The organism is Nocardioides sp. DN36, from assembly GCF_055380375.1.
This window is the reverse complement of record NZ_AP043823.1, coordinates 882774-906058: the sequence shown is the minus strand read 5'-3', so window position 1 is coordinate 906058 and position 23285 is coordinate 882774. Positions and strand designations below refer to the sequence as shown.

27 protein-coding genes and 1 other RNA gene are annotated in these 23285 nt (G+C 72.3%); 16 read left to right on the top strand and 12 right to left on the bottom strand.

Annotated elements, in window-relative coordinates:
• Positions 1-5 precede the first annotated feature (5 nt).
• The 6 genes from ACZ43H_RS05290 to ACZ43H_RS05265 all read right to left on the bottom strand — a co-directional run bounded on the left by ACZ43H_RS05290 (position 6) and on the right by ACZ43H_RS05265 (position 6685).
• Complete coding sequence (locus ACZ43H_RS05290; RefSeq protein WP_464588332.1) at positions 6-737, bottom strand: type 1 glutamine amidotransferase; 732 nt, start codon at positions 735-737, stop codon at positions 6-8.
• A gap of 9 nt (positions 738-746) precedes the next feature.
• The gene (locus ACZ43H_RS05285; protein WP_464588330.1) at positions 747-1127 is read right to left on the bottom strand and encodes a hypothetical protein; all 381 of its coding nucleotides are present in this window, start codon (positions 1125-1127) and stop codon (positions 747-749) included.
• Entirely contained in the window at positions 1124-2461 is a 1338-nt protein-coding gene (locus tag ACZ43H_RS05280; RefSeq protein WP_464588329.1) for a glutamine synthetase family protein, read from the bottom strand. Before ACZ43H_RS05280 ends, ACZ43H_RS05285 begins: the two co-directional genes overlap by 4 nt.
• Positions 2462-2562: 101 nt before the next feature.
• Complete coding sequence (locus ACZ43H_RS05275; protein ID WP_464588327.1) at positions 2563-3747, bottom strand: hypothetical protein; 1185 nt, start codon at positions 3745-3747, stop codon at positions 2563-2565.
• A 97-nt stretch (positions 3748-3844) separates the two neighbouring features.
• Entirely contained in the window at positions 3845-5845 is a 2001-nt protein-coding gene (locus ACZ43H_RS05270) for an NAD(+) synthase (RefSeq protein WP_464590737.1), read from the bottom strand.
• Positions 5846-5926: 81 nt separating this feature from the next.
• Positions 5927-6685 carry a class I SAM-dependent methyltransferase gene (locus ACZ43H_RS05265; RefSeq protein ID WP_464588325.1) on the bottom strand — a complete coding sequence of 253 codons (759 nt, stop codon included), beginning with the start codon at positions 6683-6685 and terminating at the stop codon, positions 5927-5929.
• A gap of 116 nt (positions 6686-6801) precedes the next feature.
• On the opposite strand from ACZ43H_RS05265, the gene ACZ43H_RS05260 reads away from it, so the two are divergent.
• The 9 genes from ACZ43H_RS05260 to ACZ43H_RS05220 all read left to right on the top strand — a co-directional run bounded on the left by ACZ43H_RS05260 (position 6802) and on the right by ACZ43H_RS05220 (position 15464).
• Positions 6802-7278: a VOC family protein gene (locus tag ACZ43H_RS05260; RefSeq protein ID WP_464588324.1), complete on the top strand. Its 477-nt coding sequence runs from the start codon at positions 6802-6804 to the stop codon at positions 7276-7278.
• Between the two features lie 1080 nt (positions 7279-8358).
• The gene (gene panB, locus ACZ43H_RS05255) at positions 8359-9234 is read left to right on the top strand and encodes a 3-methyl-2-oxobutanoate hydroxymethyltransferase (protein ID WP_464588322.1); all 876 of its coding nucleotides are present in this window, start codon (positions 8359-8361) and stop codon (positions 9232-9234) included.
• A 75-nt stretch (positions 9235-9309) separates the two neighbouring features.
• Positions 9310-10245 (top strand): ABC transporter ATP-binding protein, encoded by a 936-nt coding sequence (locus tag ACZ43H_RS05250; RefSeq protein ID WP_464588321.1) that lies wholly within the window; start codon positions 9310-9312, stop codon positions 10243-10245.
• Entirely contained in the window at positions 10242-11024 is a 783-nt protein-coding gene (locus tag ACZ43H_RS05245; protein WP_464588320.1) for an ABC transporter permease, read from the top strand. Before ACZ43H_RS05250 ends, ACZ43H_RS05245 begins: the two co-directional genes overlap by 4 nt.
• Positions 11025-11038: 14 nt before the next feature.
• Positions 11039-12142 carry a sensor histidine kinase gene (locus ACZ43H_RS05240; RefSeq protein ID WP_464588318.1) on the top strand — a complete coding sequence of 368 codons (1104 nt, stop codon included), beginning with the start codon at positions 11039-11041 and terminating at the stop codon, positions 12140-12142.
• Positions 12139-12747: a response regulator gene (locus tag ACZ43H_RS05235; RefSeq protein ID WP_464588317.1), complete on the top strand. Its 609-nt coding sequence runs from the start codon at positions 12139-12141 to the stop codon at positions 12745-12747. The genes ACZ43H_RS05240 and ACZ43H_RS05235 overlap by 4 nt, the downstream gene beginning before the upstream one ends.
• 118 nt (positions 12748-12865) lie before the next feature.
• Positions 12866-13882, top strand: coding sequence for an NAD(P)H-binding protein (locus ACZ43H_RS05230; protein WP_464588315.1), 1017 nt, complete (start codon positions 12866-12868; stop codon positions 13880-13882).
• Positions 13883-13976: 94 nt separating this feature from the next.
• Complete coding sequence (locus ACZ43H_RS05225; protein ID WP_464588313.1) at positions 13977-14243, top strand: GlsB/YeaQ/YmgE family stress response membrane protein; 267 nt, start codon at positions 13977-13979, stop codon at positions 14241-14243.
• A 60-nt stretch (positions 14244-14303) separates the two neighbouring features.
• A complete protein-coding gene (locus ACZ43H_RS05220) occupies positions 14304-15464 on the top strand; it encodes a PQQ-dependent sugar dehydrogenase (RefSeq protein ID WP_464588312.1) in 1161 nt (386 codons plus the stop codon).
• Positions 15465-15479: 15 nt separating this feature from the next.
• Here the strand turns inward: ACZ43H_RS05220 and ACZ43H_RS05215 are convergent, their stop codons facing one another.
• Together ACZ43H_RS05215 and ACZ43H_RS05210 are read right to left on the bottom strand one after the other, a co-directional pair.
• On the bottom strand, positions 15480-15761 hold the full coding sequence (locus tag ACZ43H_RS05215) for a hypothetical protein (RefSeq protein ID WP_464588310.1): 282 nt from the start codon (positions 15759-15761) through the stop codon (positions 15480-15482).
• A 3-nt stretch (positions 15762-15764) separates the two neighbouring features.
• Positions 15765-15941 carry a hypothetical protein gene (locus tag ACZ43H_RS05210; RefSeq protein WP_464588309.1) on the bottom strand — a complete coding sequence of 59 codons (177 nt, stop codon included), beginning with the start codon at positions 15939-15941 and terminating at the stop codon, positions 15765-15767.
• 25 nt (positions 15942-15966) lie between these two features.
• Between ACZ43H_RS05210 and map the strand changes: the two genes are divergently transcribed.
• Positions 15967-16815, top strand: coding sequence for a type I methionyl aminopeptidase (gene map / locus ACZ43H_RS05205; RefSeq protein WP_464588308.1), 849 nt, complete (start codon positions 15967-15969; stop codon positions 16813-16815).
• Between the two features lie 26 nt (positions 16816-16841).
• On the opposite strand, the gene ACZ43H_RS05200 is transcribed toward map, so the two are convergent.
• Positions 16842-17843, bottom strand: a complete 1002-nt coding sequence (locus ACZ43H_RS05200) for a GNAT family N-acetyltransferase (RefSeq protein ID WP_464588306.1) — start codon at positions 17841-17843, stop codon at positions 16842-16844.
• Positions 17844-17910: 67 nt separating this feature from the next.
• Between ACZ43H_RS05200 and rnpB the strand changes: the two genes are divergently transcribed.
• An RNA gene (gene rnpB / locus ACZ43H_RS05195) (RNase P RNA component class A) lies at positions 17911-18320 on the top strand.
• Between the two features lie 362 nt (positions 18321-18682).
• Here rnpB and ACZ43H_RS05190 read toward each other — a convergent pair.
• Positions 18683-18940 (bottom strand): hypothetical protein, encoded by a 258-nt coding sequence (locus ACZ43H_RS05190; protein WP_464588304.1) that lies wholly within the window; start codon positions 18938-18940, stop codon positions 18683-18685.
• Between the two features lie 188 nt (positions 18941-19128).
• Here ACZ43H_RS05190 and ACZ43H_RS05185 point away from each other — a divergent pair, with 188 nt between their 5' ends.
• Entirely contained in the window at positions 19129-19428 is a 300-nt protein-coding gene (locus tag ACZ43H_RS05185) for a hypothetical protein (RefSeq protein WP_464588303.1), read from the top strand.
• A 101-nt stretch (positions 19429-19529) separates the two neighbouring features.
• Here ACZ43H_RS05185 and ACZ43H_RS05180 read toward each other — a convergent pair whose 3' ends face one another.
• Positions 19530-19676, bottom strand: coding sequence for a hypothetical protein (locus ACZ43H_RS05180; RefSeq protein WP_464588301.1), 147 nt, complete (start codon positions 19674-19676; stop codon positions 19530-19532).
• 341 nt (positions 19677-20017) lie between these two features.
• Here ACZ43H_RS05180 and ACZ43H_RS05175 point away from each other — a divergent pair, with 341 nt between their 5' ends.
• From ACZ43H_RS05175 to ACZ43H_RS05160, 4 genes are all read left to right on the top strand, one after another.
• Positions 20018-20737, top strand: a complete 720-nt coding sequence (locus ACZ43H_RS05175) for a hypothetical protein (protein WP_464588299.1) — start codon at positions 20018-20020, stop codon at positions 20735-20737.
• Between the two features lie 81 nt (positions 20738-20818).
• Positions 20819-21409 (top strand): sigma-70 family RNA polymerase sigma factor, encoded by a 591-nt coding sequence (locus tag ACZ43H_RS05170; protein WP_464588298.1) that lies wholly within the window; start codon positions 20819-20821, stop codon positions 21407-21409.
• Positions 21410-21553: 144 nt separating this feature from the next.
• Positions 21554-22171, top strand: coding sequence for a helix-turn-helix transcriptional regulator (locus tag ACZ43H_RS05165; protein ID WP_464588297.1), 618 nt, complete (start codon positions 21554-21556; stop codon positions 22169-22171).
• Between the two features lie 96 nt (positions 22172-22267).
• Positions 22268-22930 (top strand): HAD family hydrolase, encoded by a 663-nt coding sequence (locus ACZ43H_RS05160; RefSeq protein WP_464588295.1) that lies wholly within the window; start codon positions 22268-22270, stop codon positions 22928-22930.
• A 32-nt stretch (positions 22931-22962) separates the two neighbouring features.
• Here the strand turns inward: ACZ43H_RS05160 and ACZ43H_RS05155 are convergent, their stop codons facing one another.
• Complete coding sequence (locus ACZ43H_RS05155; protein ID WP_464588294.1) at positions 22963-23214, bottom strand: hypothetical protein; 252 nt, start codon at positions 23212-23214, stop codon at positions 22963-22965.
• Positions 23215-23285 lie beyond the last annotated feature (71 nt).

Genomic DNA, 23285 nt, shown 5'->3' with positions numbered 1-23285 from the left:
CATGCTCATCCGCGGCGCCCGGCGTGGGCGCGGACCAGGGCCGCGAAGCCGGACGCGAGGGGGCGCCAGGCGGCGTCGAGCTCCGCGCGGGCTCGTGCGATGTCGCGCATCAGCGCGTCCTGGTCGATGCCCCGGGCCTCGTGCGATCCGCGGTCCGACTCGGCCCATGGCGCCAGCACCTCGTGGTCGACCTCGGGGTGCAGCTGCACTCCCCAGACGGCGGGCGCGAAGCGCGCGGCCTGCACCTCGCCGGCCCCGGTCGCCGCCAGGAGGGTCGCCCCGTCGGGCAGTCGGGTCACGACGTCGTCGTTCCACTGGACGCCCCGGCGCGGCGACGCCAGCGGGCCGAGCAGCGGGTCACCGGCCGCCGCGTCGGTCCAGCCGACCTCGAGCAGCCCCAGCTGCTGGCCGCGCGGGTTGCGCTCCACCGCGCCGCCCAGCGCCACGGCGATCAGCTGGTGGCCGAGGCAGATGCCGAGCGTGGGCAGCCCCGTGGTCACCGCATCGCGGACGCGGTCCTTCACGACGGGCAGCCACCGGTGCTTCGCGTCGTCGTTCGCGCCCATCGGGCCGCCCAGCACCAGGAGGGCGTCGTACGCCTCCAGGCCGGGGACCTCGTCGCCGGCGTAGGGCCGGCGCACCTCGAGGGCGCACCCGGCCTCGGCCAGCCAGTCCCCCACCAGCGCGGGCGGGCAGTCGTCCTCGTGCTGGACGACGAGCACGGTCGCATCGGTCACGGTCGCAACCTATCCGTCCGTGGGCTGCCCCGGACGAGCGTCCCGCCCCGGCAGCACCGCGATGAGCAGCAGCAGGATCCCGACGATCAGGACGAACAGCCCGGGGCCGGTCCGGCTGAGCAGCAGGCCCACCAGGACCACGACCCAGGCAGTGCCCACGACCCAGGACCCGGCTCGCGGGTCGGCGCGTCCGAGCAGCTTCAGGGTGCGCCCGCAGAGCGCGAGCATCAGCGCGGCGGGCAGCGCCACGACCAGCAGGACCAGGAGCGGGTCCGAGCCACCGGCGAGGAACGCGAGGGCGAACACGGCCATCAGGGCCGCGACCACGACGACGACCCACAGCAGGATCCGCAGCTGGCGGGCGCGCGCCGGCTCGTACGTCCGGCTCATATGACCGGCAGCATCCGGTCCCGCTCGAAGGCGGAGACCTGGCCGCGGTACTCCTCCCACTCCGCGCGCTTGTTGCGCAGGAAGAAGTCGAAGACGTGCTCGCCGAGGGTGTCGGCGAGCAGCTCGGACTCCTCCGCGATCCCGATCGCGTCGTGCAGGCTGCGCGGCAGCGGTTCGATGCCGAGGCTCTTGCGCTCGCGCTCGGAGAGCGACCACACGTCGTCCTCCGCCTCGCGCGGCAGCTCGTAGCCCTCCTCGATGCCCTTCATGCCCGCGGCGAGCACGACGGCGTACGCGAGGTAGGGGTTGCAGGCGGCGTCGATCGTGCGCAGCTCCACCCGGGTCGACTGGCCCTTGTTGGGCTTGTACATCGGCACCCGGATCATCGCCGAGCGGTTGTTGTGGCCCCAGCAGATGTACGACGGCGCCTCGCCGCCGAACATCATCCGCTTGTAGGAGTTGACCCACTGGTTTGTCACGCAGCTGATCTCGCTGGCGTGCCGGAGCACCCCGGCGATGAACTGGCGGCCGGTCTTGGAGAGCTGGTACTCGGCGCCGGCCTCGAAGAAGGCGTTGGTGTCGCCCTCGAAGAGCGACACGTGGGTGTGCATGCCCGAGCCGGGGTGCGTGGTGAACGGCTTGGGCATGAACGTCGCCCAGATGCCCTGGCTCAGCGCGACCTCACGGATCACGGTCCGGAACGTCATGATGTTGTCGGCGGTGCTCAGCGCGTCGGCGTAGCGCAGGTCGATCTCCTGCTGGCCCGGCCCGCCCTCGTGGTGGCTGAACTCCACCGAGATGCCCATCGCCTCGAGCATCGTGATCGCCTCGCGGCGGAAGTCGGCGCCCATCGACTGCGCGGTGTGGTCGAAGTAGCCGCTGCGGTCGACCGGGACCGGCTCGTCACCGGCCTCCGGGGCGTTCTTGAAGAGGTAGAACTCGATCTCGGGGTGGGTGTAGAAGGTGAAGCCCTGCTCCGCGGCCTTGCCCAGCGTCCGCTTGAGCACGAAGCGCGGATCGGCGTACGACGGGGAGCCGTCGGGCATCACGATGTCGCAGAACATGCGCGCGGTCGACGGCCCCTCGCCCCGCCACGGCAGGATCTGGAACGTCGACGGGTCGGGCTTGGCCAGCATGTCGGCCTCGTAGACCCGGGCGAACCCCTCGATCGCGGAGCCGTCGAAGCCGATGCCCTCCGCGAAGGCCCCCTCGAGCTCCGCGGGCGCCACCGCCACGGACTTCAGGAAGCCCAGGACGTCGGTGAACCAGAGCCGGACGAACCGGACGTCACGCTCCTCGAGCGCGCGGAGAACGAAGTCTTCCTGCTTACCCATGGGCCAACTATGGCGCATGGGTCACCTCCGGCCGGTCGCGGTCTCGGAGCAGGAGGACCCGGGCGCGACCGCGCCCGGGTCCTCCTGGGGGTGACTGCGGGTCAGGGCCGTTCGCAGAACACGACGTCCTGGGCGCCCAGGATGCCCCTGTAGGCGTGGAGCATCGGCTTCCACCAGTCGGTGGTGGTGCCGATCCAGGCGCGCGCAGCCGTCGTCGGCGACCCGTCCACACCGGTGATGGTCGCCTTCCGCACGACCAGCGGCAGGAGCACCGCGGTGCGCGACGTACCGGCCCAGCAGCCGGAGGCGCGGTGCTTGGTCCGGGCCTCCCGGTTCTCGACGTCCGAGCCGACCGGCTCGTGGGCGTAGCGGAAGGCGATCTGGGTGACCGCTCCGGTGTTGCCCTCCCACGGTGCCGTCACCGACGCGCTCAGGCCGTGGGTGTGGCGGGTGGCGATGTCGAAGCTGACCCGGCCGTTCCTGACCCGGTGGGTGCGGGACTCCCACACGTGCTCGCGACCCTCCACCGCCTGGTAGAGGCGGACGTGGCAGCGGTTGCAGCCATCCACCAGGAAGGCGACCGAGGTGCGTCGACCCGCTGCGGCGGTGGCACGGGTGGCGGCGTGCCCCGTGGGTCGTGCGGTGGGTCGCGCGGTCGGTCGCGTGCAGTAGAGGGCGTCCTGGTTCGCGATGGTGCCCTTGTGGGTGCGCAGGTACGGCCTCCAGCTCGCGAGCGTGTGCGTGCTGTAGACGAGGGGCGCCTTCGTCCGGTGCCCGTCGACCGTGCGCGCGCCGACCCGGTCGACCCGGAACGTCAACCGGGCGCTGTCGGCGCCGGTCCCCGCCCAGCAGCCGCTGGCTCGTCGTGCCTGTCGGGCGTCCGCCCGCTCGATGGCGGTCCCGATCCGGTGCCCGGCGTACCGGGTGACCATGTTGGGCACCGCGCCCGTGTTGCCCGCCCAGGGTGCGTCGACGACGAAGGACAGCCCGTGGGTCAGGGCGGTGCGCGGGTGGAAGACCACCTCGTGGTCCGAGCCGACGCGCCGGACGTGCGAGGTCCAGACGTGGTCCGCCTCGCCGTCGACCGCGTGCACGAGCTGGACGCTGCACCGGTCACAGCCCTCGATGGCCAGGGTCAGGTCGGTCCGCTCCGCCGCCTGTCGCGCGACACCGTGCTGGGGCGCCGCCGCCGTCCCCGGGCCGGCGGACGCGAGGATGCCCCCGAGCCCGGCCGCCAGGGTGGTCACCAGCAGGGCGGCGCGTCGTACCGGACTGATCCGAGTCATGTCTTCGATCTCCTCGTGGGAGGTGGGCCCGGTGCTCCCGATGAGCGCCGGTGCCCTTCCGCAGAGGTAGACGAGGCCGGACGAGGTTTTGTTGCGGTCAGTTCTTCGGGACGTTGGCCTCGAGCTCGGCCAGCCACGCCGCGGCGCTGGCGTCGGAGGGCATCCGCCAGTCGCCGCGCGGCGACATGGTGCCGCCGGCGCTCACCTTCGGGCCGTTGGGGAGCGCGGACCGCTTGAACTGGTTGGCGAAGAACCGGTTCACGAACACGACCATCCACTTCCGGATCGTCGCCAGGTCGTAGGCGAGCCTGCGGTGCTCCGGCAGGTGTGGCGGCCACTCCCCCGCCTCGGCGTCGTGCCAGGCGTGCCAGGCGAGGAACGCGATCTTGCTCGGGAGGTAGCCGAGCCGGATCACGTAGAAGAGCGTCAGGTCCTGCAGGGCGTAGGGCCCAACGGACTCCTCGGTGGCCTGCGGCTTGTCGCTCTCCTTCTGGGGCACGAGCTCCGGGGTGATCTCCTGCTCCACGATGTCGTGGAGCACGTCGTTGGTCTCCTCGTCGAACTGACCGCTCTCGGCCACCCAGCGGATCAGGTGCTGGATAAGGGTCTTGGGCACGCCGGCGTTGACGTTGTAGTGGGACATCTGGTCGCCCACGCCGTAGGTGCACCAGCCCAGGGCCAGCTCGGAGAGGTCGCCGGTGCCGAGGACGATGCCGCCGCGGTGGTTGGCGAGCCGGAAGAGGTAGTCGGTGCGCAGCCCGGCCTGGACGTTCTCGAAGGTGACGTCGTAGACCTCCTCGCCGTGGCTGTACGGGTGGTCGAGGTCCTTCAGCATCTGCCCGGCCGCGCCGGTGATGTCGAGCTCCTCGAAGGTGATCCCGAGCGACTTGGCGAGCCGGTAGGCGTAGGACTTCGTGGTCTCGCCCGTCGCGAAGCCGGGCATCGTGAAGCCCAGGATGTCGCTGCGCGGCCGGTCCAGCCGGTCCATCGCCTTGGCCGCGACGATCAGGGCGTGGGTGGAGTCGAGGCCGCCGCTGACCCCGATCACGACCTTGGGCTGCCAGCTCGACCCGCCGATCGCGGAGAGCCTCTGCTCGAGGCCCGAGACCTGGATGTTGTAGGCCTCGTAGCAGTCCAGGGCCAACCGCTCGGCGTCGTCCGGCACGAACGGGAAGCGGTCCACCTTGCGGCGCAGGCCGATGTCACCGGTCGGTGGCCTCAGCTCGAAGTCGACGGTGCGGAACTCGCGCACCCGCTCGTCGTTCGTGCGCCGGTTGTCGTCGAAGGTGCCCTGCCGCAGCCGCTCCTGGCGGATCCGGTCGAGGTCGACGTCGGCGACCGCCCGGCGGGGCTCCTCGGGGAAGCGCTCGCACTCGGCGAGCAGCTGGCCGCACTCGTAGACCATCGTCTGGCCGTCCCAGCTCAGGTCGGTCGTCGACTCGCCCTGGCCGCCGGCAGCGAAGAGGTACGCCGCGCTGCAGCGCGCGCTCGCGCTGCGGACCAGCAGCCGCCGGTCCTCGGCGCGGGCGACCGTGATCGGGCTGCCGGAGAGGTTGGCGAGCACGGTCGCGCCCGCCAGCGCCGCCTCCGAGCTGGGCGGGATCGGCACCCACATGTCCTCGCAGACCTCGACGTGCAGGGTCAGGCCCGGCACGTCGGTGGCCGAGAACAGCAGATCGGGGCCGAACGGCACCTCGGTGCCGCCGAGGCGGATGCTCGACCCGCGCCGGTCGTCCCCCGGCGCGAACCAGCGCCGCTCGTAGAACTCCCGGTAGGTCGGCAGGTAGGACTTCGGCGAGACCCCGAGGACCCGGCCGCGGTGGATCACGACCGCGCAGTTGAGGACGCGGGTGCCGTGCACCAACGGGGCGCCCACGACGATCACCGGCACCAGGTCGGTGGAGCCCGCCACGATCTGGTCGATCGCCTCCTGCACATTCGTCAGCAGGACGTCCTGCAGGTGCAGGTCCTCGATCGAGTAGCCCGCGAGGGTCAGCTCGGGGAAGATCGCCACCGCCACACCGTCGTCGTGGCAGGCCCGGGCCTGCTCGAGCACCGTGCGGGCGTTGGCTGCGGGGTCGGCGATCGCGATCGGCATCGTGCAGGCGGCGACGCGGGCGAACCCGTGGGCGTAGGCGGAGTAGAAGTCCACGTCTGGGAGTTTCCCACGGAGCGGTCCTCAAACCCGGGCGGTCACCGTCCAGGCCGTGGCGATGACGTCGAAGGGTCGGGTGCCGAGGTGCTGCTCGCAGGCCGCCCGGATGGTCTCGCGCTCCGTAGGATCCAGGCCCGAGACGAAGTCGCCGGCCGGGCCCACCCCGAGCGTGTAGGGCTCCCACCAGGCGTCGAAGTCGGCGTAGTGCACGGTCACGCTCAGCTCACCGGGCTCGATGGCCTGCAGCCCCGCCGCCCCGGCCAGCTCCTCGAGATGGCCCGAGCGTGAGCCCGCCAGGCCGGACTCGTCGCGGACCCCGGTCCTGAGCTCGTTCACCACCAACCAGAACGGCGAGAGCGGGCCACGGCCGCCCGCGTGGTCCCACACGCACGCGGCGACCACGCCACCGACCCGGGTGACCCGGCGCATCTCTCGCAGACCCCCGACCGGGTCGCGCATGAAGTGGACGACCAGCTGGGCGAGCGTGGCGTCGAAGGTGCCGTCCTCGTACGGCAGCTCCTCGGCGGTCCCCAGCCGCACGTCCACGCCGGGCAGGCCGGCACGCACCGCCGCCACGAACGGCGGCGACGGGTCGATCGCCGCGACCGCCTCGGGGCCCACCCGGTCGGCCAGCACGGCGGTCAGCGCGCCGGGGCCGCACCCGACGTCGAGCACACGCTGCCCGGGCCCCACCCCGGCCAGGTCGGCGAGCTGTGGGGCCAGCGGATCGGCGTACCGTCCCATGAAGCGGGCGTACGCCGTCGCGGGCACGTCGAAGGCCACCCGTCGACTGTACGACCGCGGGACGCCCGCGGGACAGCGATGATTCGGGCGGTGCCCGGCAGTCATGATGACCAGACGCCGGGACTCCAGCTCCGGCCCGACCCGAGGAGTCCGCCATGACCTCGATCACCCCCTGCCTGTGGTTCGACGACCAGCTCGAGGATGCGATGGAGTTCTACACGAAGATCTTCCCCCGCTCGTCCATCTCCAGCGTCTCCCGCTACGGCGAGGCCGGGCCGGGCGAGCCGGGCACCGTGATGGCCGGCGACTGGGTGCTCGACGGCCAGACGTTCCGCGGCATCAACGGTGGTCCGATGTACGCCGGCTTCACCGAGACCATCTCCTTCAGCGTGAGCTGCGCCGACCAGTCCGAGGTGGACTACTACTGGGACAACCTCGTCGCCGGGGGCGAGGAGTCGATGTGCGGCTGGCTCAAGGACAAGTTCGGGCTCTCCTGGCAGATCGTGCCCACCCGGCTCCACGAGCTGCTCAGCGACCAGGACCCCGCCCGCGCGCAGGCGGCGATGCAGGCGATGCTGCGGCAGCGCCGGATCGTCGTCGCGGAGCTGGAGGCCGCTGCGGACAACGCCTGACCCGTTCCGGAGGTGGCCTTGTTACCGGCGGTGGCCGGGCTTCTCCTCGGGCTGTGGCTCGCTGCTGGCTCGTGGGCGTCCCTCCGCCGCGGACCGCGCGCCGTCGCTGGGCTCCCCGCGTCGCCGACCCTCGTCCGCACTTGGTTGCGGTCCGCTGCGGCGCCGCGCCTCGCTTGACGCTCCTTGCGCGCGGTTCGCGGCTGCGGGCTCGCCCGGCCGGCTGATCGTCCTTCTCCATTCTCTGCTGGTGGTGGTCGTCGATCCCTGGCCGCGCTCGACGCTTCGTCCGGCTTGCCTCTCACGTCTCCTCGCTCGCGACCGGGGTGTCGAATGGTCACGGACCGCCGCGAGCCGGTCGCACGACGGGCGCGCCGAATGGTCACAGACGCCACCGAACCGGCCCGATCCGATGCGGTTGGTGACCAAACCGCAGACCCCGAAACCGGGCGCCGACCCCGACCGAGACGGACCTCCCCGTAGCCAGCCGAGACCGCCACCGAAGGCAGCTCGAAACCCGGCAGTCGAGCCGGAACCCAGGCCGACCCCGGCCGCGAGCCGGTCGCACGACGGGCGCGCCGAATGGTCACAGACCCCACCGAACCGGCCCGATCCGATGCGGTTGGTGACCAAACCGCAGGCCCCGAAACCGGGCGCCGACCCCGACGGAGACGGGCCTCCCCGTAGCCAGCCGAGACCGCCACCGAAAGCAGCTCGAAACCCGGCAGCCGAGCCGGAACCAAGGCCGACCCCGGCCGCGAGCCGGTCGCACGACGGGCCCGCCGAACGGTCACAGACCCCACCGAACCGACCGGATCCGATGCGGTTGGTGACCAAACCGCAGGCCCCGAAACCGGGCGCCGACCCCGACCGAGACGGACCTCCCCGTAGCCAGCCGAGACCGCCACCGAGAGCAACCGGAGAGCCGGAAGCCAGCCGGAGCCAACGTCCAGAGGGTCGAAGGCTGGACCGCACCACCCGTGACCATCGACACAGCACCCCGGCCCCGATGCCGGACTAGCCTGACGAACGGTCCGTGGACTCCACCAGGGAGCTGCGAGATGACGCCGATGGGAGCTCGCCATGAGCGACGACAACACCGAACAGCCCGCGCCGTACGGCTCCGGCCCGGCGGCCGCCAACGCGGCCGGGAGCGCAGCACCGACCAAGCGGGTGCGCACCCACCACCTGCGTGAGATGAAGCAACGTGGCGAGAAGATCACGATGCTCACCGCTTACGAGCAGTACGCCGCCCAGACCTTCGACGAGGCCGGCATCGACATCCTGCTGGTGGGCGACTCCGCCAGCAACAACGTCTACGGCAACGAGACCTCCCTCCCGGTGACGGTCGACGAGCTGATCCCGCTGGCCCGGGCCGTGACCCGCAGCGCGCGCCGCGCCCTGGTGGTGGCCGACCTGCCGTTCGGCAGCTACCAGGCCTCGCCGGAGCAGGCCTACCTGACCGCGGTGCGGTTCATGAAGGAGGCCAACGCCCACGCGGTGAAGCTGGAGGGCGGCCTCGAGATGGCGCCCCAGGTCCGCAAGCTGACCGAGGGCGGCGTGCCCGTGATGGCGCACATCGGCTTCACCCCGCAGTCCGAGCACAACCTCGGCGGCTACCGGGTCCAGGGCCGCGGCGACGCCGCCGCGAAGGTCATCGAGGAGGCGCGGGCCCTCGAGGCGGCGGGCGCCTTCGCCGTGGTGATGGAGATGGTCCCCGGCGACGTGGCGGCCGAGGTCACCCGGGCCGTGGGGATCCCCACCATCGGCATCGGCGCCGGCGTCGGCTGCGACGGCCAGGTGCTGGTCTGGCAGGACGCGTTCGGGCTCCGCACCGGGCGGATGGCGAAGTTCGTCAAGCAGTACGCCGACCTGCACGGCGTACTGCTCCAGGCCGCCCGGGAGTACGCCGCCGACGTCAAGGCGCAGAGCTTCCCGGGGCCCGAGCACACCTTCTGAGTCCTGACATTTGTCATGCCGCGGTCGTGACCGGCGGCGGAGGGACGAGGCGGTGCGTGCGGCCACGCTGGTCGCATGACACAGACTGACCACCTGCGACCGGCCACCGCCGTCCGGCTGCCCGCGGTCCGCCTCGACGGGGTGACCAAGGACTTCGGTGCCGTGCACGCCGTGCGCGGGATCGACCTCGAGCTCGAGCAGGGCGAGGTCGTCGCCTTCCTCGGGCCCAACGGCGCCGGCAAGACCACGACCATCGACATGGTGCTGGGGCTCTCCCAGCCCACGACCGGCGAGGTGACGGTGCTCGGTCACCGCCCGCGCCAGGCCGTCGCCCGCGGCCTGGTGTCGGCGGTGATGCAGACCGGCGGCCTGCTCAAGGACCTCACGGTCCGGGAGACGGTCGAGTACACCGCCAGCCTCTTCGCCGACACCAAGCCGGTCACCGGGGTCCTCGAGGACGCCGGCATCACCGGCATCGCGGACCGCAAGGTCGCCAAGTGCTCGGGGGGTGAGCAGCAGCGGCTGCGGTTCGCGATGGCACTGCTCTCCGACCCGGCCCTGCTGCTGCTCGACGAGCCGACCACCGGCATGGACGTCGAGGGGCGGCGCGCGTTCTGGTCGGCGATCCGGCGCGACGCCGACAAGGGCCGCACCGTCCTCTTCGCGACGCACTACCTCGAGGAGGCCGACCAGTACGCCGACCGCATCGTGCTGATCAGCGGCGGCCGGGTCGTCGCCGACGGCACCGGCTCCGAGATCCGGGCCCTGGCGACCGGGCGCACCGTGCGCGCCACGCTCCCCCACGTGGACACAGCAGCCCTCGGGAGCATCGGCGGCGTCGACGACGTGGAGGTGCGCGGCGAGACCGTGATCGTCCACACCAAGGACAGCGACGCGGTCGCCCGCTACCTGCTGACCGAGACCGACGCACGCGACCTGGAGCTCACCGCCAAGGGCCTCGAGGACGCCTTCATCAGCCTGACCGGAGCCACCACCGAGGAGCAGTCGTGAGCAGCATCGGCATCGACCCCACCAGCCGCCGGGTCCCGCCGCTGGGCGGCTTCAACACCACCGTGCTGCGCATCGAGCTGCGCCGGATGCTGCGCAACCGCCGGACGATCTTCTTCACGCTGCTCTTCCCCGCCGCGATGTTCCTGTCCTTCGGCGGCACCGCGGGCTGGGACGACGACGCCGGCAACGGCAACGTGGCGGCGTACATCATGGTCTCCATGGCGCTGTACGGCGCCGCGCTCACCGCCGCTTCCGGCGGGGCCATGGTGGCGATGGAGCGAGCACTCGGCTGGTCCCGCCAGCTGCGCCTCACCCCGCTGAACCCAGCCGTCTACATCCTGATGAAGGCCGTGCTCGCCCTCGTCCTCGGAGCCGTCGCGATCACGGTCGTCAACATCGCCGGCGTCGCCCAGGGCAAGCCGCACATGCCGGTGCCGGTGTGGATCGCGTGCGCGGTGCTGACCTTGTTCTGCACGATGGTCTTCGCGGCGCTCGGCGTGTTCGTGGGCTACCTGGTCCCCGGCGAGAACGCCATGCAGGTGCTCGGCCCCGGCTTGGCGCTGTTCTCCTTCCTCGGCAACGTGTTCATCCCGCTCGACCCCGGCACCTGGATCTACCGGATCGCCGAGTGGACGCCCATGTTCGGCGTCGCGGAGATCAGCCGCTGGCCGCTGACCGACGAGCTGCCCTGGACCGCGGTCGTCAACGCGGTGGTGTGGTTCGGCATCTTCGTCGGGGGTGCCGCGTGGCGGATGAGCAAGGACACGGCGCGGGTGTGACTACTGTTCGCGGCATGAGCGAGCCTCAGTCGTCCCAGCAGCAGATGGGCCGGCTGGGGCCGCTCTTCGCCGGGGTCTGGCTGTTCTTCCTGGCCGACCCGCTGCTGGATGCCTGGGAGGCCCGGCACTCGGTGGCCGGCGTGGTCGGGCTGGTGGCCACGCTGACCTTCGCGGCGACGTACATGGCGCTGTGGGTGCGGCTGCGCGCCGGCCGGGTCCGGTTCGTCCCGGACCCACCGCTGCGGCTCACGCTCCCCTACCTCGAGGCGCTGGTGGCTCTCGGCGGGGTCATGGTCGCCGCCATCGGCGAGACCGGGCTGGCCAGCGTCGTCTACATCGCGGTGACCTGCGTGATGGTGCTGCCGTTGCGCGCGGCCGTGCCCGTCGTCGTGTCGCTCACGATCGGCGCGCTCGCGCTGAGTGGGGTCGAGGGCTGGGGCAGTCAGGTGGGGCTCGCGTTCGGCATCATGGCCGCGTCGGTCGCCGTCCTCGGCATGCGGATGGTGGTGCGGCGCAACATGGACCTCATCCGCGCCCACGAGGTCAACGCCAACCTGGCCGTCGAGAACGAGCGCACCCGTTTCGCCCGCGACCTGCACGACATCCTCGGCCACTCCCTCACCGTGATCACCGTGAAGGCGGAGCTGGCGCAGCGGCTGCTCGACGTCGACGTGGAGCGGGCCCGGGCCGAGGTCGCGGACCTCGAGCGGCTCAGTCGCGACGCGCTCGCCGACGTACGCCGCGCGGTGGAGGGCTACCGCGAGCTGACGTTGCCCGGCGAGCTCGCGCGGGCCCGGACCGCGCTCGAGGCCGCCGAGATCGAGGCGCACCTGCCGAACTCGACCGACGACGTGCCCACGCACCTGCGCGAGCTGTTCGCGTGGACGGTCCGGGAGGGCGTCACGAACGTGATCCGCCACTCCGGCGCCCGCACGTGCGAGGTGCGGCTCACCCCGACCGCTGCGGAGGTCCGCGACGACGGGTGCGGCCCGCGCGGCTCCGGCGAACCGGGGTCCGGCCTCGCGGGGCTGGGTGAGCGCGCCGCCGCCCTGGGCGCCACCGTCGTGACCCGCGACCTCGCACCCGGGCACCTGCTGATGGTGGTGGAGGGCTCGTGAGCATCCGGTTGCTGCTCGCCGACGACCAGGCCCTGGTCCGCGGCGCCCTGTCCGCGCTGCTCGGGCTCGAGCCCGACCTCGAGGTGGTGGCCGAGGTCGGTGCCGGTGACGAGGTGGTCGCCGCCGTGCTCGAGCACCGGCCCGACGTGGCGCTGCTCGACGTCGAGATGCCGGGCATGGACGGCATCAGCGCCACCGCCGAGGTGCGCAGGGCGCGCCCCGACACGCGGGTCCTCATCGTCACCACCTTCGGACGGCCGGGCTACCTGCGCCGGGCGCTGCAGGCGGGTGCGTCGGGCTTCGTCGTCAAGGACACGCCTGCGGCCCAGCTCGCCGACGCCGTACGCCGCGTGCACGCGGGCCTGCGCGTGGTCGACCCCGCCCTGGCCACCGACAGCCTGGTCTCCGGCGACTCGCCGCTGACAGCGCGGGAGACCGAGGTCCTTCGGGCGGCCCGCGACGGGGCCCCCGTCGCAGCGATCGCGCGCCGGCTCTTCCTCTCCGAGGGCACCGTGCGCAACCACCTCTCAGCCGCGATCGGGAAGACAGGTGCGGCCAACCGGACCGAGGCGGTGCGGGTGGCCGACGGGAACGGCTGGCTCTGACGCGAAGCCTGCGCACGAGCGCGACCGCCGCAGGTCGGGTCGCGGCTACAGTCGTCCCCCTGCGACTCGACCCGGGGTCGACCGGGCGCGGAGAGCTGAGGACGAGTTGAAGATCCTGGTGACAGGGGCGACGGGGTACGTCGGGGGGCGGTTGGTGCCGCTGCTGCTCGAGCGCGGTCACGAGGTCCGCACGACCACGTCCGACCCCGACCGGGCCCAGCCCTGGTGGGCGGACCGGGTGGAGACGGTCGTCATGGACGCCCTCGACGCCGACCAGGTGTCGGACGCCTGCGCAGGCGTGCAGGCGGTGTACTACCTGATCCACGGGATGGGTGGCGACGACTTCGCGGCCACGGACCGCGAGGCGGCCACCAACCTCGCGGCGGGCGTGCGCGCCCACGGCGTCGACCGGATCGTGTACCTCTCCGGTCTCCTGCCGGACGTCGCCGACGACGAGCTCTCCGAGCACCTCCGGTCACGCCGGGAGGTCGAGCGGATCCTGGCCGACAGCGCCGCGCTGGTGGTCGTCCTGCGTGCCGCCGTGCTCGTGGGCAGCGGATCCACGTCGTTCGAGATCATCCGACAGGTCAGCGAACGCCTGCCCGTGCACACCGTCCCGACCTGGATGGACTCGCTGGTGCAGCCGATCGCCGTCGTCGACGCGCTCGAGTCGCTCGTGGGCGCCCTCGACTACGCCGGCCCCTCGCGCCACTTCGACGTGGGGGGACGGGTCCAGCTGCGCTACGGCGAGCTGCTCGAGGCCTACACCACGGTCGCGGGACTGAAGCGCCCCCAGGTCGACGTGCCCCTGCTCCCCTCAGCACTGGTCGGGACGCTGGTCGCCAGCCTCACCGACGTGCCGCGGCCGGTGGTCGAGGCGCTGGTCGAGAGCCTGCGGCACGACATGGTCGCAGCGGACGACGACTTCCGGGAGCAGCTCCTGCCTCCCGGTCACGCCCTGGTGGGGTTGGAGGAGGCGTTCCGACGCTCCCTCGCTCCGGCCGCCTCAGCACCGCAGGATGCCGATCCGATGGGACCGCTGCCGCAGGACCCCGCCTGGGCCAGCGGTGGCGACGAGCGGCCCGTCGTGGCCAGGGCGGTGGACGCGGTCAAGGGCTTCGTGTCGGACTCCTGAGCGCCCGCCCGGCGGCACCGACCCGCATACCGACAGTGCGGCATCTCGGGACCGTTTCCCCCGGGCGGCGCGGCGACGCTCGTAGCGTCGACCCATGCTCATCCTGGGAATCATCCTGTTCGGCATGCTCGTGGGCGCGGCGGCGCAGCTGCTGCTCGGCTCCGGCACCCGCGGGATCAACTGGACGACCGCCCTCGTCGCCGGGCTGCTCGGCTCCTTCGTGGGTGGCCTGCTGATCAGCCTGATCGCCGGCGACGGGCTCGAGCTGCGACCCAGCGGCATCATCGGCTCGATCCTCGGTGCGGTGCTGGTCACCCTCGCGTGGAGCTACTGGCAGGGACGCCAGCACAAGACGACCTGAGCTGCTCGGCCACGCCGGAGGTCCTCCAGAAGACCCACCCCGCGTCGTACGGTGATCGCCATGCGCTCACTCTCGGCTGCCCTGACCGCGTCCCTCGCCCTGGCCGTGCTGGCCCCCACGGCGCCCGCCCAGGCCTCCCTGGCCCAACCGGGCGGGGCCGACGCCCGAGCCGTGCCCGCCCTCCACGTCCGCACGATCGCCACCGGCCTCGACCACCCGTGGGACGTGCAGCCGATCGGCAAGGGGCGGCTGCTGTTCACGCAGCGTGATCGCGCGACCCTGGCGGTCTCGGACCACGGCCGCGTCCACCGGGTCCGGTTCCCGAGCGGGCAGGTGTGGGTGTCCGGCGAGACCGGCCTGATGTCCCTCGAGGTCGACCCCGGCTTCGCACGCAACGGCCGCTTCTACACCTGCCAGGGCGGCACCAGGCCGAGCGGCCGCCACGAGGTCCACGTGCTGGCCTGGCGCCTCGACGACGCAGCCACCCGGGCGCGCAAGGTCGAGGAGCTGATCGGCGGCTTCCCCACCAGCACCGGACGGCACGGTGGCTGCCGACTCCTGATCACCAGCGACGGATCGCTGCTCGTCGGGACCGGTGACGCCGCCGAGGGCACGAACCCCGAGGACCTGACCTCCCTCGGCGGCAAGACCCTGCGGCTGGACAGGAAGACCGGGAAGCCGTGGCCCACGAACCCCTTCGTCGACGCGGCCAACCACAAGAAGCGCTACGTGCACACCTACGGGCACCGCAACGTCCAGGGCCTGGCCGAGCGGCGCGACGGCAGCCTCTGGTCGGTCGAGCAGGGCACCTACCGCGACGACGAGGTGAACAAGCTCGTGAACGGCGGCGACTACGGCTACAACCCCGTTCCCGGCTACAACGAGAGCGTCCCGATGACCGACCGGTCGCTGCCCGGGAAGCAGGTCGTGGCCCGCTGGAGCTCGGGCGACCCGACGCTGGCGACCAGCGGCGGCACGTTCGTGCGCGGCAGGAAGTGGGGTGCGCTGGACGACACGCTGGCGGTCGCCGCCCTCAAGGCCCACAGGATCGTGTTCCTGACCCTCGACGCCACCGGTCACCTGCAGAAGGCACGCGCCCCCAAGGCGCTGCGCACCCACGGCCGCCTGCGCTCGGTCACGGTGGCCCCGAACAACGACCTGCTCGTCACCACCGACAACGGTGGCGGCAAGGACGTGATCCTGCGGGTCAGCCCGCGCTGACGTGCCGGACCGGGGTCACGCGGTCCAGCCCAGCCACGCTCCCCCGGCGTTCATCGCCGCGAACCACAGCACCACCGCGAAGACCGCCACGAACGGCACCCGCCCCGGGTGCGGGGTCCACCAGCGGGCGGCGACGACGAGCAGCACCAGCCAGACCAGCAGGAGCACCACCACCGCCCACCAGGGCGCGAGCAGCCCGGAGGCGGCGTACAGGAAGAACGCGCACGCCATCCCGGCCATGCCGACGAACGGCCAGGGCGAGACGGCGTTCGGGTTGCGACGTCGGGTCCGCGCCACCGATCAGGGCTCGTCGTTCCAGTTGGGGTCCTTCTCCCAGTCCTGGTTGCGCTGCTCGGCCTTCTCCAGCGCGTGCTCGGCCTCCTCGCGCGTGTCGTAGGGACCGAGGCGGTCGATGGGCGGGCAGCCGTCCGGGTCCTCGACCCGGTGGTGCTTGACGCAGTACCAGAAGGAGCTCATGTCGCCTGAAACTACACTCGTCCGCGTGACTCCCCTGGCTGCCGCAACGATCTCCCCGCGACGACCCGTCCCGGCTTCCATCCCGCGACCGGAGTACGTCGACAGGCCGACGCCCGAGCGGTTCACCGGGAGCGAGGTCAAGGACGCCGAGACGATCGAGCGGATGCGCGCGGCGGGCAGGCTCGCCGCCCAGGCCCGCGAGCTGGTCGGGTCGCACGTCGCGCCGGGGGTCACGACCGACGAGCTGGACCGGATCGGCCACGAGTTCCTGTGCGACCACGGCGCCTACCCCTCGACGCTGGGCTACCGCGGCTTCCCCAAGTCGCTGTGCTCGAGCGTCAACGAGGTGATCTGCCACGGCATCCCGGACAGCCGCCGGATCGAGGACGGCGACATCGTCAACATCGACATCACCGCCTACCTCGACGGCGTGCACGGCGACACCAACGCCACCTTCCTCGCCGGCGACGTCGACGAGGAGTCGCGGCTGCTGGTCGAGCGGACCCGCGAGGCGCTCGACCGCGGGATCAAGGCCGTGAAGCCCGGGCGCCGGATCAGCGTGATCGGCCGGGTGATCGAGTCCTACGCCCGCCGATTCGGGTACGGCGTGGTCCGCGAGTTCACCGGCCACGGCATCGGCACGGCGTTCCACAGCGGCCTGATCGTGCCCCACTACGACACGCCCGAGTACGACGACCTGATCGAGGTCGGCATGACCTTCACGATCGAGCCGATGCTCAACCTCGGCACCCACGAGTGGGAGATGTGGGACGACGACTGGACCGTCGTGACCCGCGACGGCAAGCGCAGCGCCCAGTTCGAGCACACGCTGCTCGTCACGCCGACCGGCGCCGAGGTGCTCACCAACCCCTGACGCCCGGCGGTCGAGCCCGTCGGGACCTAGGTCAGGTCGTCGAAGGACCGCTCCCCCGTCTCGGCGAGCCGCCGCTCGACCCGCAGCACCGCCAGCTCGTGCTCGGGGTCGCCGCTCATGGCGGCGGCGAGCCGCAGGTGCGGGAGCGCCTCGGCCAGTCGCGACTGCCGCTCGAGGCTGCGGCCGAGCGCGTGCCGGGCCCAGTCGTCGTCGGGCCGTTCCTCGACCAGGGCGGCCAGCTCCTCCTCGGCCCTGCCGAGCTGGGCGCGCAGCAGGTAGGCCCACGCCCGGAGCGAGCGCAGCCCGGTGTTGCCCGGCTCCTGCTCCAGGGCGGGCTCGATCACCTCGAGCGCCTCGCGCGGCGCTCGTCGCGAGAGCAGGTCGTGGGCGGTCCGGTACGCCGTCTCCGGGCCGCGCCCCGAAAAGATCAGGGGCGGCGCCTGCAGGTCGCCGTCCACGGGCTCCTCCTTCGCTGCCGCCGCGGGCGTCACGGCACCGGGCGGGTCGTCGTGCAGGATCCGCTGGAACAGGATGTGGTCGCGCCACTCGCCGTCGATGAACAGGAACCTCTCGGCCAGGCCGTACTGCTCGAAGCCGCTGCGCTTCAGCACCGCCTGGGACGGCTCGTTGTCGAGCCGGGTCCCGGCCTCGAGACGGTGGAGGCCGATCTCGCGGGCGCGCGCGACGGCGAACTCGACCGCCGCCGTGGCCAGACCCCGGCGCGTGTGCGCCGCGGCGATCCAGTAGCCGACCGTCGCGCTCTGCAACGGGCCGCGCACGATGTTGTCGATGCTCACCCGGCCCACGACCTCCTCGTCGTGCACGACCAGCCAGGTCTCCAGCAACCCGGACCGGACCAGCTCGAGCTTCGCCTCGGTGACCGCGCGCTGCCCGGCCTCGGTGAAGAAGGCCTCGTCGCGAGGTGGCTCCCAGGCCTGCAGGTGCGGCCAGTTCAGGACGTACGCCGCGGCCAGCGCCGCCGCGTCGTCCACGGTCAACGGACGGAACTCGTAGCCCTGCGGAAGCACCCGGCCAGCGTAGTGCGCCGATCGCGTGCGTTCACGGCGCGGGAGTCCCCTATCCTTGGAGCGCGGATGGGCTGGCCGGGCGACCGCGTCGCCTCCTTCACGGGAGGTGCCGAGGAAGGTCCGGGCTCCACAGGGCGAGGTGGTGGGTAACACCCACCCGAGGTGACTCGCGGGACAGTGCCACAGAGAACAGACCGCCACTGTCGCTCCGGCGGCAGCGGTAAGGGTGAAACGGTGGTGCAAGAGACCACCAGCGCTCCGGGCGACCGGGGCGGCTCGGTAAACCCCACCTGGAGCAAGGTCAAGAAGCCCGGCGTCCTCGGACACCGGGTGCGCGCACGTTCGAGGGCTGCCCGCCCGAGTGCGCGGGTAGACCGCTGGAGGCTGTCGGCAACGGCAGTCGTAGATGGATGGTCGCCCCCGGGACGCCCGCAAGGGCCCCCGGGACAGAACCCGGCCTACAGGCCAGCCCGTCCGCACCACCCCCTGACCGCGGGGCTCCGTGAGGGCTCGGCGATACGGGGCTCATGCGCGGCAGTCCCCCGCAGGGGTGAGTGCGCTGAGCGCGCCCCCGGCCTAGCATCGCAGGCGAGGGTCTCGATCGGGCCCGCTCCTGGGTCCTGTGACCTGGCGGTCCCGGCGTGCCGGAAGGTTGCTCGGGAGGCAGCAGGGGAGTTCTCCTGAGTCGCCTTCGCTGACCGGTGTGGCCCTCATCGGGGAGCCGCCGATCACGGCTCCTCGGCTCCGGGAGACTGCGCGATCCCCTGTCGGGTCGTCTTCCGCGAGGGCCGGTGGGCGTCCTCCTGTGAGGGCGGCCACCGGTCCGCCGCACGGGCGACTCAGCGGAAGGCGCGCTTGGCGACGGACGCCGTCCCGAGGAAGGCGAAGAGCGCCACGAACACCGAGGACGGGACGGTCGTGGACGAGCTGCCGGGGGTCACGCTGATGACGTTGTCCCCGTAGACGCCGTCGAAGAGGACCGCGAGCCACATGAAGGCGATGGCGACCGCCCCCCAGAGCTGCGGGAGCGTCAGGAAGCTCGCCGGGCGTCCGTGCTGCGGACCGGTTCCCGCCCGGGTGCCCGTCGTGGACGTCATCGCTCCACCTCTCCCGTTCGGCCGACGCGGCTCCGAATCGCCGCCCCGACCGCCCACCGACCACTCTTCGCGCACCTGCGCGGCGGGTCAGTGCCCAAGGTCCCTCCACCCACCCCGTTTCTGGCGATCGGGGGCGCCGACCACCTGGCATGTCGAACACCTGTTCGATCGTGCGGCATGATGGTCCCATGTCGGGCGGGATGAACAAGCGGGGCAGCTACGGCGCCATGGCCGACCGCGTCGCCCGCAGCCGGCAGGCCTCGGACCAGGCTCCGGACGCGTCCGCCCCTCCTCCCCTCAAGCACTGCTGGGTGACCACCAGCGCCGGGCGACTCCCGGGACTCCTCCTCGAGTGGCGTCGGCGGCCCGACGGCTGGAACGGCAGGGTCGTCCACGCCGTGCCGGCCGGCGAGGACGACGGGTGGATCGTCGTCGAGGAGTGGCTGCCCGCCGGTCTCCTCGACCCGCTGGACGACTCGCCCGGCTAGCTCGCCCACGCGCGGGCGAGGGACGCCGCTCGTGCGCTACGGTCACACCAGTCCTCGCCGGCTCTCCCCCGTGCCGGCGGGGACGCTCCACGTCCCCGTGCTCACGTCGCCCGCGGGAACGCGACACTGACGGTGTCGACGATCCGCACCTGCGCGTCCTCGGCGGCGTAGGCGCCCAACCGGTGCGCGTGCGGCTCGCAGGCGGCCAGGACCGAGTCGTAGCCCTCGACCACCATGCGCAGCGTCACCGCCGCCGCTCTCGTGCAGGACGGGAACGCGCACGCTTCCAGTACGTCATCCACACCAGGGGCGGTACCCACGACGGGTCCGGCCAGTACCGCGTGGGACTGGCCCGGATCACCCGCCCCATGTCGGCCACCGACGTGACGCCGAGCTGGGAGCGCGACGGCCCTGCCTCGAGGCGAGACGCGTCTTGCCCACGCGGACATCGAGGCCCGGCGACGTACATGCGGGCGACTGCCCGGGGTACGAGCCTGCTGTCCCTCTTGCAGACGGGGGGCGAAGAGTGTCCCGCCTCAGAAGTGCACGAGGCACGCAGCCATTCACGCAATCAATTCATGGGAGCCGCGTGGTGCTGGAGCCCATACCGGAGACCTGCCAGGCGATCGAGGAGCTCGAGCCCTTCGCCGCGGACGACGACGCGCTCAACAAGCTGCGCATCATGGGACGCCGGGTCCGGGAGATCGTGCCGGACTGCCTCGGCGTCAGCCTCGCCTCCCGCCGCCACGGCGTGACGTTCACGCTGCTCGCCTCACGGACCGAGATCGCTGTCCTCGACGCCTTCCAGCACCAGACCGACAAGCCTCCGCCTCGCGCGGCCGCCGGCCCCGGCGGGCCCGCGGCGCCCGGCACCGCGGATCCCCTGGACGAGCGGACGTGGTGGCTCGGCAGCCGCGCCACGGCCGCCAGCGGAGTGGCCACGACGCTGACCCTGCCCATCATGGACGCCCAGGACGTGACCGGCAGCGTGCACCTGTACGGCGGTTCGGTGCACGCCTTCGACGGCCACCACGAGCAGCTGGCCGAGGTCTTCTCGGCCTGGGCCCCGGGCGCCGTGAGCAACGCGGACCTGTCGTTCTCGACACTGGGGCTCGCGCGCGAGGCCCCCTCCCGGTTGCGCGCCGAGGCCAGGCTGGACGCCGCCGTCGGCCTCCTGGCCGGCTACCTGGACATCACGGTCGAACGCGCGCGCCGCCTCCTGCACCGGGCGGCACGGCGAGCGGGCATCGACGAGGTGCAGCTGGCGGAGGCGCTGCTGGGTCTGGCCCGGGGTGGCACGGAGGAGTGAGTCCTCGATCGGATTCACCCCCGCGGGTGGTTTGCCGGTAGGTCCCGCGCGCCACGAATCCCGGACGACGACATCGACCAGGTGGCCAACCTGGGACTGGTCAAGGCCGTGCACGGGTTCGATCCCTCGCACGGCAGCGACTTCCTCAGCTACGCCGTCCCCACGATCCGCGGCGAGGTGCGCCGCTACTTCCGCGACTGCGGGTGGACGATCCGTCCACCTCGCACGGTCCAGGAGGTCCAGGCCCGGATCGTGGAGGCCGAGAGCGACCTGTACCAGCGGCTGGGGCGCTCACCCCGTCCCAGCGAGCTCGCCGAGCACCTCGGCCTCGAGCCGGAGGTGGTGCGTGAGTCATTGGCCGCCAACGGGTGCTTCACCCCCTCGTCCCTCGACAGCATCACCGCGGACGGCGAGCCGCCCGGGAGCCGGATGGGCGGTCCCGACCCCGCGTTCGACAGCGTGGAGGCCAGAGTGGTCCTCAAGACCCTGCTCACCGACCTCAGCCCGCGGGAGCGGCGGATGCTGGAGATGCGCTTCTTCGGCGGCTGCACGCAGGCCGAGATCGGCGCCGAGATCGGGGTGACCCAGATGCAGGTCTCACGGCTGCTCAACCGGCTGCTGGGTCGGCTGCGCGAGCGGCTCGAGGCCGGTCACGTCCACGGCGCCGCCTGACCGAGGCACGGGTTCGCCTGCCTGCGCGTCGTCCCGCGTCCCCCAAAGGTCATGAGGTTCGCGCCGTGCGTTTCGGGCGCGCCGGGGCGGGGAAGATTCGTCGTCGCACGAGGGTCCGAGCCAGGCACGAAGGAGGAACGGCTGATGCCCGTCGGTCCGGTGAGGCTGGCTGTCGTCGGCGCCCATGACATCGTCCTCAAGGGCGTGGCCGCGCTCGCCGCCGAGTTCCCGGATCGGTTGCACCTCGTGCCGTACCCGTCGGACCCCGCAGCGGCGGACCCGGACGTCGTCCTGTTCGACGTGGTCGGTCTGCACACCGGCGACGGACACGAGTTCGACATGGTCGTCAAGGAGACGACGGCGGCCGTGCTGGTCCTGGCCCGCGAGCCGCGGCCCGACCTCACCGCCTGTGCCCTTGCCCGGGGGGCGGACGCCTGGGTGTCGATGGAGGCGGGCAGCGACGAGCTGGTGACGGCCATCGAGGCGGCGGCGGCCGGCGGGCCCGAGGAGACGGCGGTCGCTGCGCCCCCGCAGCCCGCCCTGCGGCTGCCCTCGGGCGTGAACCTCTCCGCCCGCGAGCTCGAGATGCTCGCGTGCATCAGCGAGGACCTGCGCAACACCGAGATCGCCGAGCGCTGCTACCTGAGCGTGAACTCGGTCAAGACCTACATCCGCAGCGCCTACCGCAAGATCGGCGTGAACAACCGCGCCCAGGCGGTGCTCTGGTGCGTCCAGCACGGCATCCCGGTGCAGCGCCCCTGAGGGCCCTGCCCCGGACATGGAGCGTTCCGATCCGGGTACGGCACAGCACCGCGGCACGAACGGTCGCGGTGCCTGACCTGGGGAGGGAAGCGGTTCATGCAGCTGGACACGGTGGTGCTCGATCTGGACGGGACGCTGGTGGACTCGGTCTACGTCCACGTGGCTGCGTGGCGTGCCGCGTTCGCCGAGGTGGGCGTCGACGTACCGGCGTACCGGATCCACCGGGCGATCGGGATGGGCGGCGACCGGTTGGTCCCCGAGGTGGCCGGCGCCGCCGCCGAGCGCGCCGTGGGGGACGAGGTCCGTGAGCGGCACGGCCAGCACTTCGTGGACCGGTTCGGACAGGTGACCGCGCTGGACGGCGCCGCGGACCTCCTGCAGCTCTTGCGGGAGCGCGGAACCGCGGTCGTGGTGGCCAGCTCCGGTGAGCGGGAGCAGACCGACCGGCTGCTCGAGCTGGTCGGCAACGCCGACCTCCTCCACGAGCGGGTGTCGGGGTCCGAGGCCGAGAGCAGCAAGCCCGCGCCGGACCTGATCGAGGTCGCACTCGAGCGCGTGGGCGCCGGCGGTGCCCTCGTGGTGGGCGACGCGGTCTGGGACGTGGAGTCCGCCCGGAAGGCAGGCGTGCCCTGCGTCGGTCTGCTCACCGGTGGCTTCTCCGCCGCCGAGCTGCTCGAAGCAGGTGCGGTGCAGGTGCTGGCCACGCCCCGGGACCTGGTCGAGCGGTTCGACGAGGTTGTCGAGCGCGTGCTCGGGTAGAGGCTGCCGTACGACCGCCGACGCCTGCGTGGCTAGGCGGAGAGGCCGGGTCCCTCGTACGCCTCGTTGCACGCCCCGCAGTTGGGGCAGACCACGACCGCGTCCACGATGTCCTGCACCCCGCGGGCGCCCCGGACGAGAAGGAAGGTGCAGTCGCCGCAGATCAGGTCGACGTCACCGAAGCTGAAGAAGAGCGGGCCGACCCGGTCCTCGTCCTGACGACGGATGACCGGGCGCACGTCCTGCACGGTGTCGGGCACGACCCGCAGCAACTCGTAGGGCACCCAACCACGATCCGGTCCCTCCCCCAGATTGACTAGGGACCAATGGCCCTGACCACCCATCTGTCCGTCGG

Coding starts and splice junctions, on each gene's coding strand:
- ACZ43H_RS05285 (WP_464588330.1), bottom strand. CDS start 1,127: ATGAGCCGGACGTACGAGCCGGCGCGCGCCCGCCAGCTGCGGATCCTG.
- ACZ43H_RS05280 (WP_464588329.1), bottom strand. CDS start 2,461: ATGGGTAAGCAGGAAGACTTCGTTCTCCGCGCGCTCGAGGAGCGTGAC.
- ACZ43H_RS05275 (WP_464588327.1), bottom strand. CDS start 3,747: ATGACTCGGATCAGTCCGGTACGACGCGCCGCCCTGCTGGTGACCACC.
- ACZ43H_RS05270 (WP_464590737.1), bottom strand. CDS start 5,845: ATGCCGATCGCGATCGCCGACCCCGCAGCCAACGCCCGCACGGTGCTC.
- ACZ43H_RS05260 (WP_464588324.1), top strand. CDS start 6,802: ATGACCTCGATCACCCCCTGCCTGTGGTTCGACGACCAGCTCGAGGAT.
- panB (WP_464588322.1), top strand. CDS start 8,359: ATGAGCGACGACAACACCGAACAGCCCGCGCCGTACGGCTCCGGCCCG.
- ACZ43H_RS05250 (WP_464588321.1), top strand. CDS start 9,310: ATGACACAGACTGACCACCTGCGACCGGCCACCGCCGTCCGGCTGCCC.
- ACZ43H_RS05240 (WP_464588318.1), top strand. CDS start 11,039: ATGAGCGAGCCTCAGTCGTCCCAGCAGCAGATGGGCCGGCTGGGGCCG.
- ACZ43H_RS05225 (WP_464588313.1), top strand. CDS start 13,977: ATGCTCATCCTGGGAATCATCCTGTTCGGCATGCTCGTGGGCGCGGCG.
- ACZ43H_RS05220 (WP_464588312.1), top strand. CDS start 14,304: ATGCGCTCACTCTCGGCTGCCCTGACCGCGTCCCTCGCCCTGGCCGTG.
- ACZ43H_RS05210 (WP_464588309.1), bottom strand. CDS start 15,941: ATGAGCTCCTTCTGGTACTGCGTCAAGCACCACCGGGTCGAGGACCCG.
- ACZ43H_RS05190 (WP_464588304.1), bottom strand. CDS start 18,940: ATGACGTCCACGACGGGCACCCGGGCGGGAACCGGTCCGCAGCACGGA.
- ACZ43H_RS05185 (WP_464588303.1), top strand. CDS start 19,129: ATGTCGGGCGGGATGAACAAGCGGGGCAGCTACGGCGCCATGGCCGAC.
- ACZ43H_RS05165 (WP_464588297.1), top strand. CDS start 21,554: ATGCCCGTCGGTCCGGTGAGGCTGGCTGTCGTCGGCGCCCATGACATC.
- ACZ43H_RS05160 (WP_464588295.1), top strand. CDS start 22,268: ATGCAGCTGGACACGGTGGTGCTCGATCTGGACGGGACGCTGGTGGAC.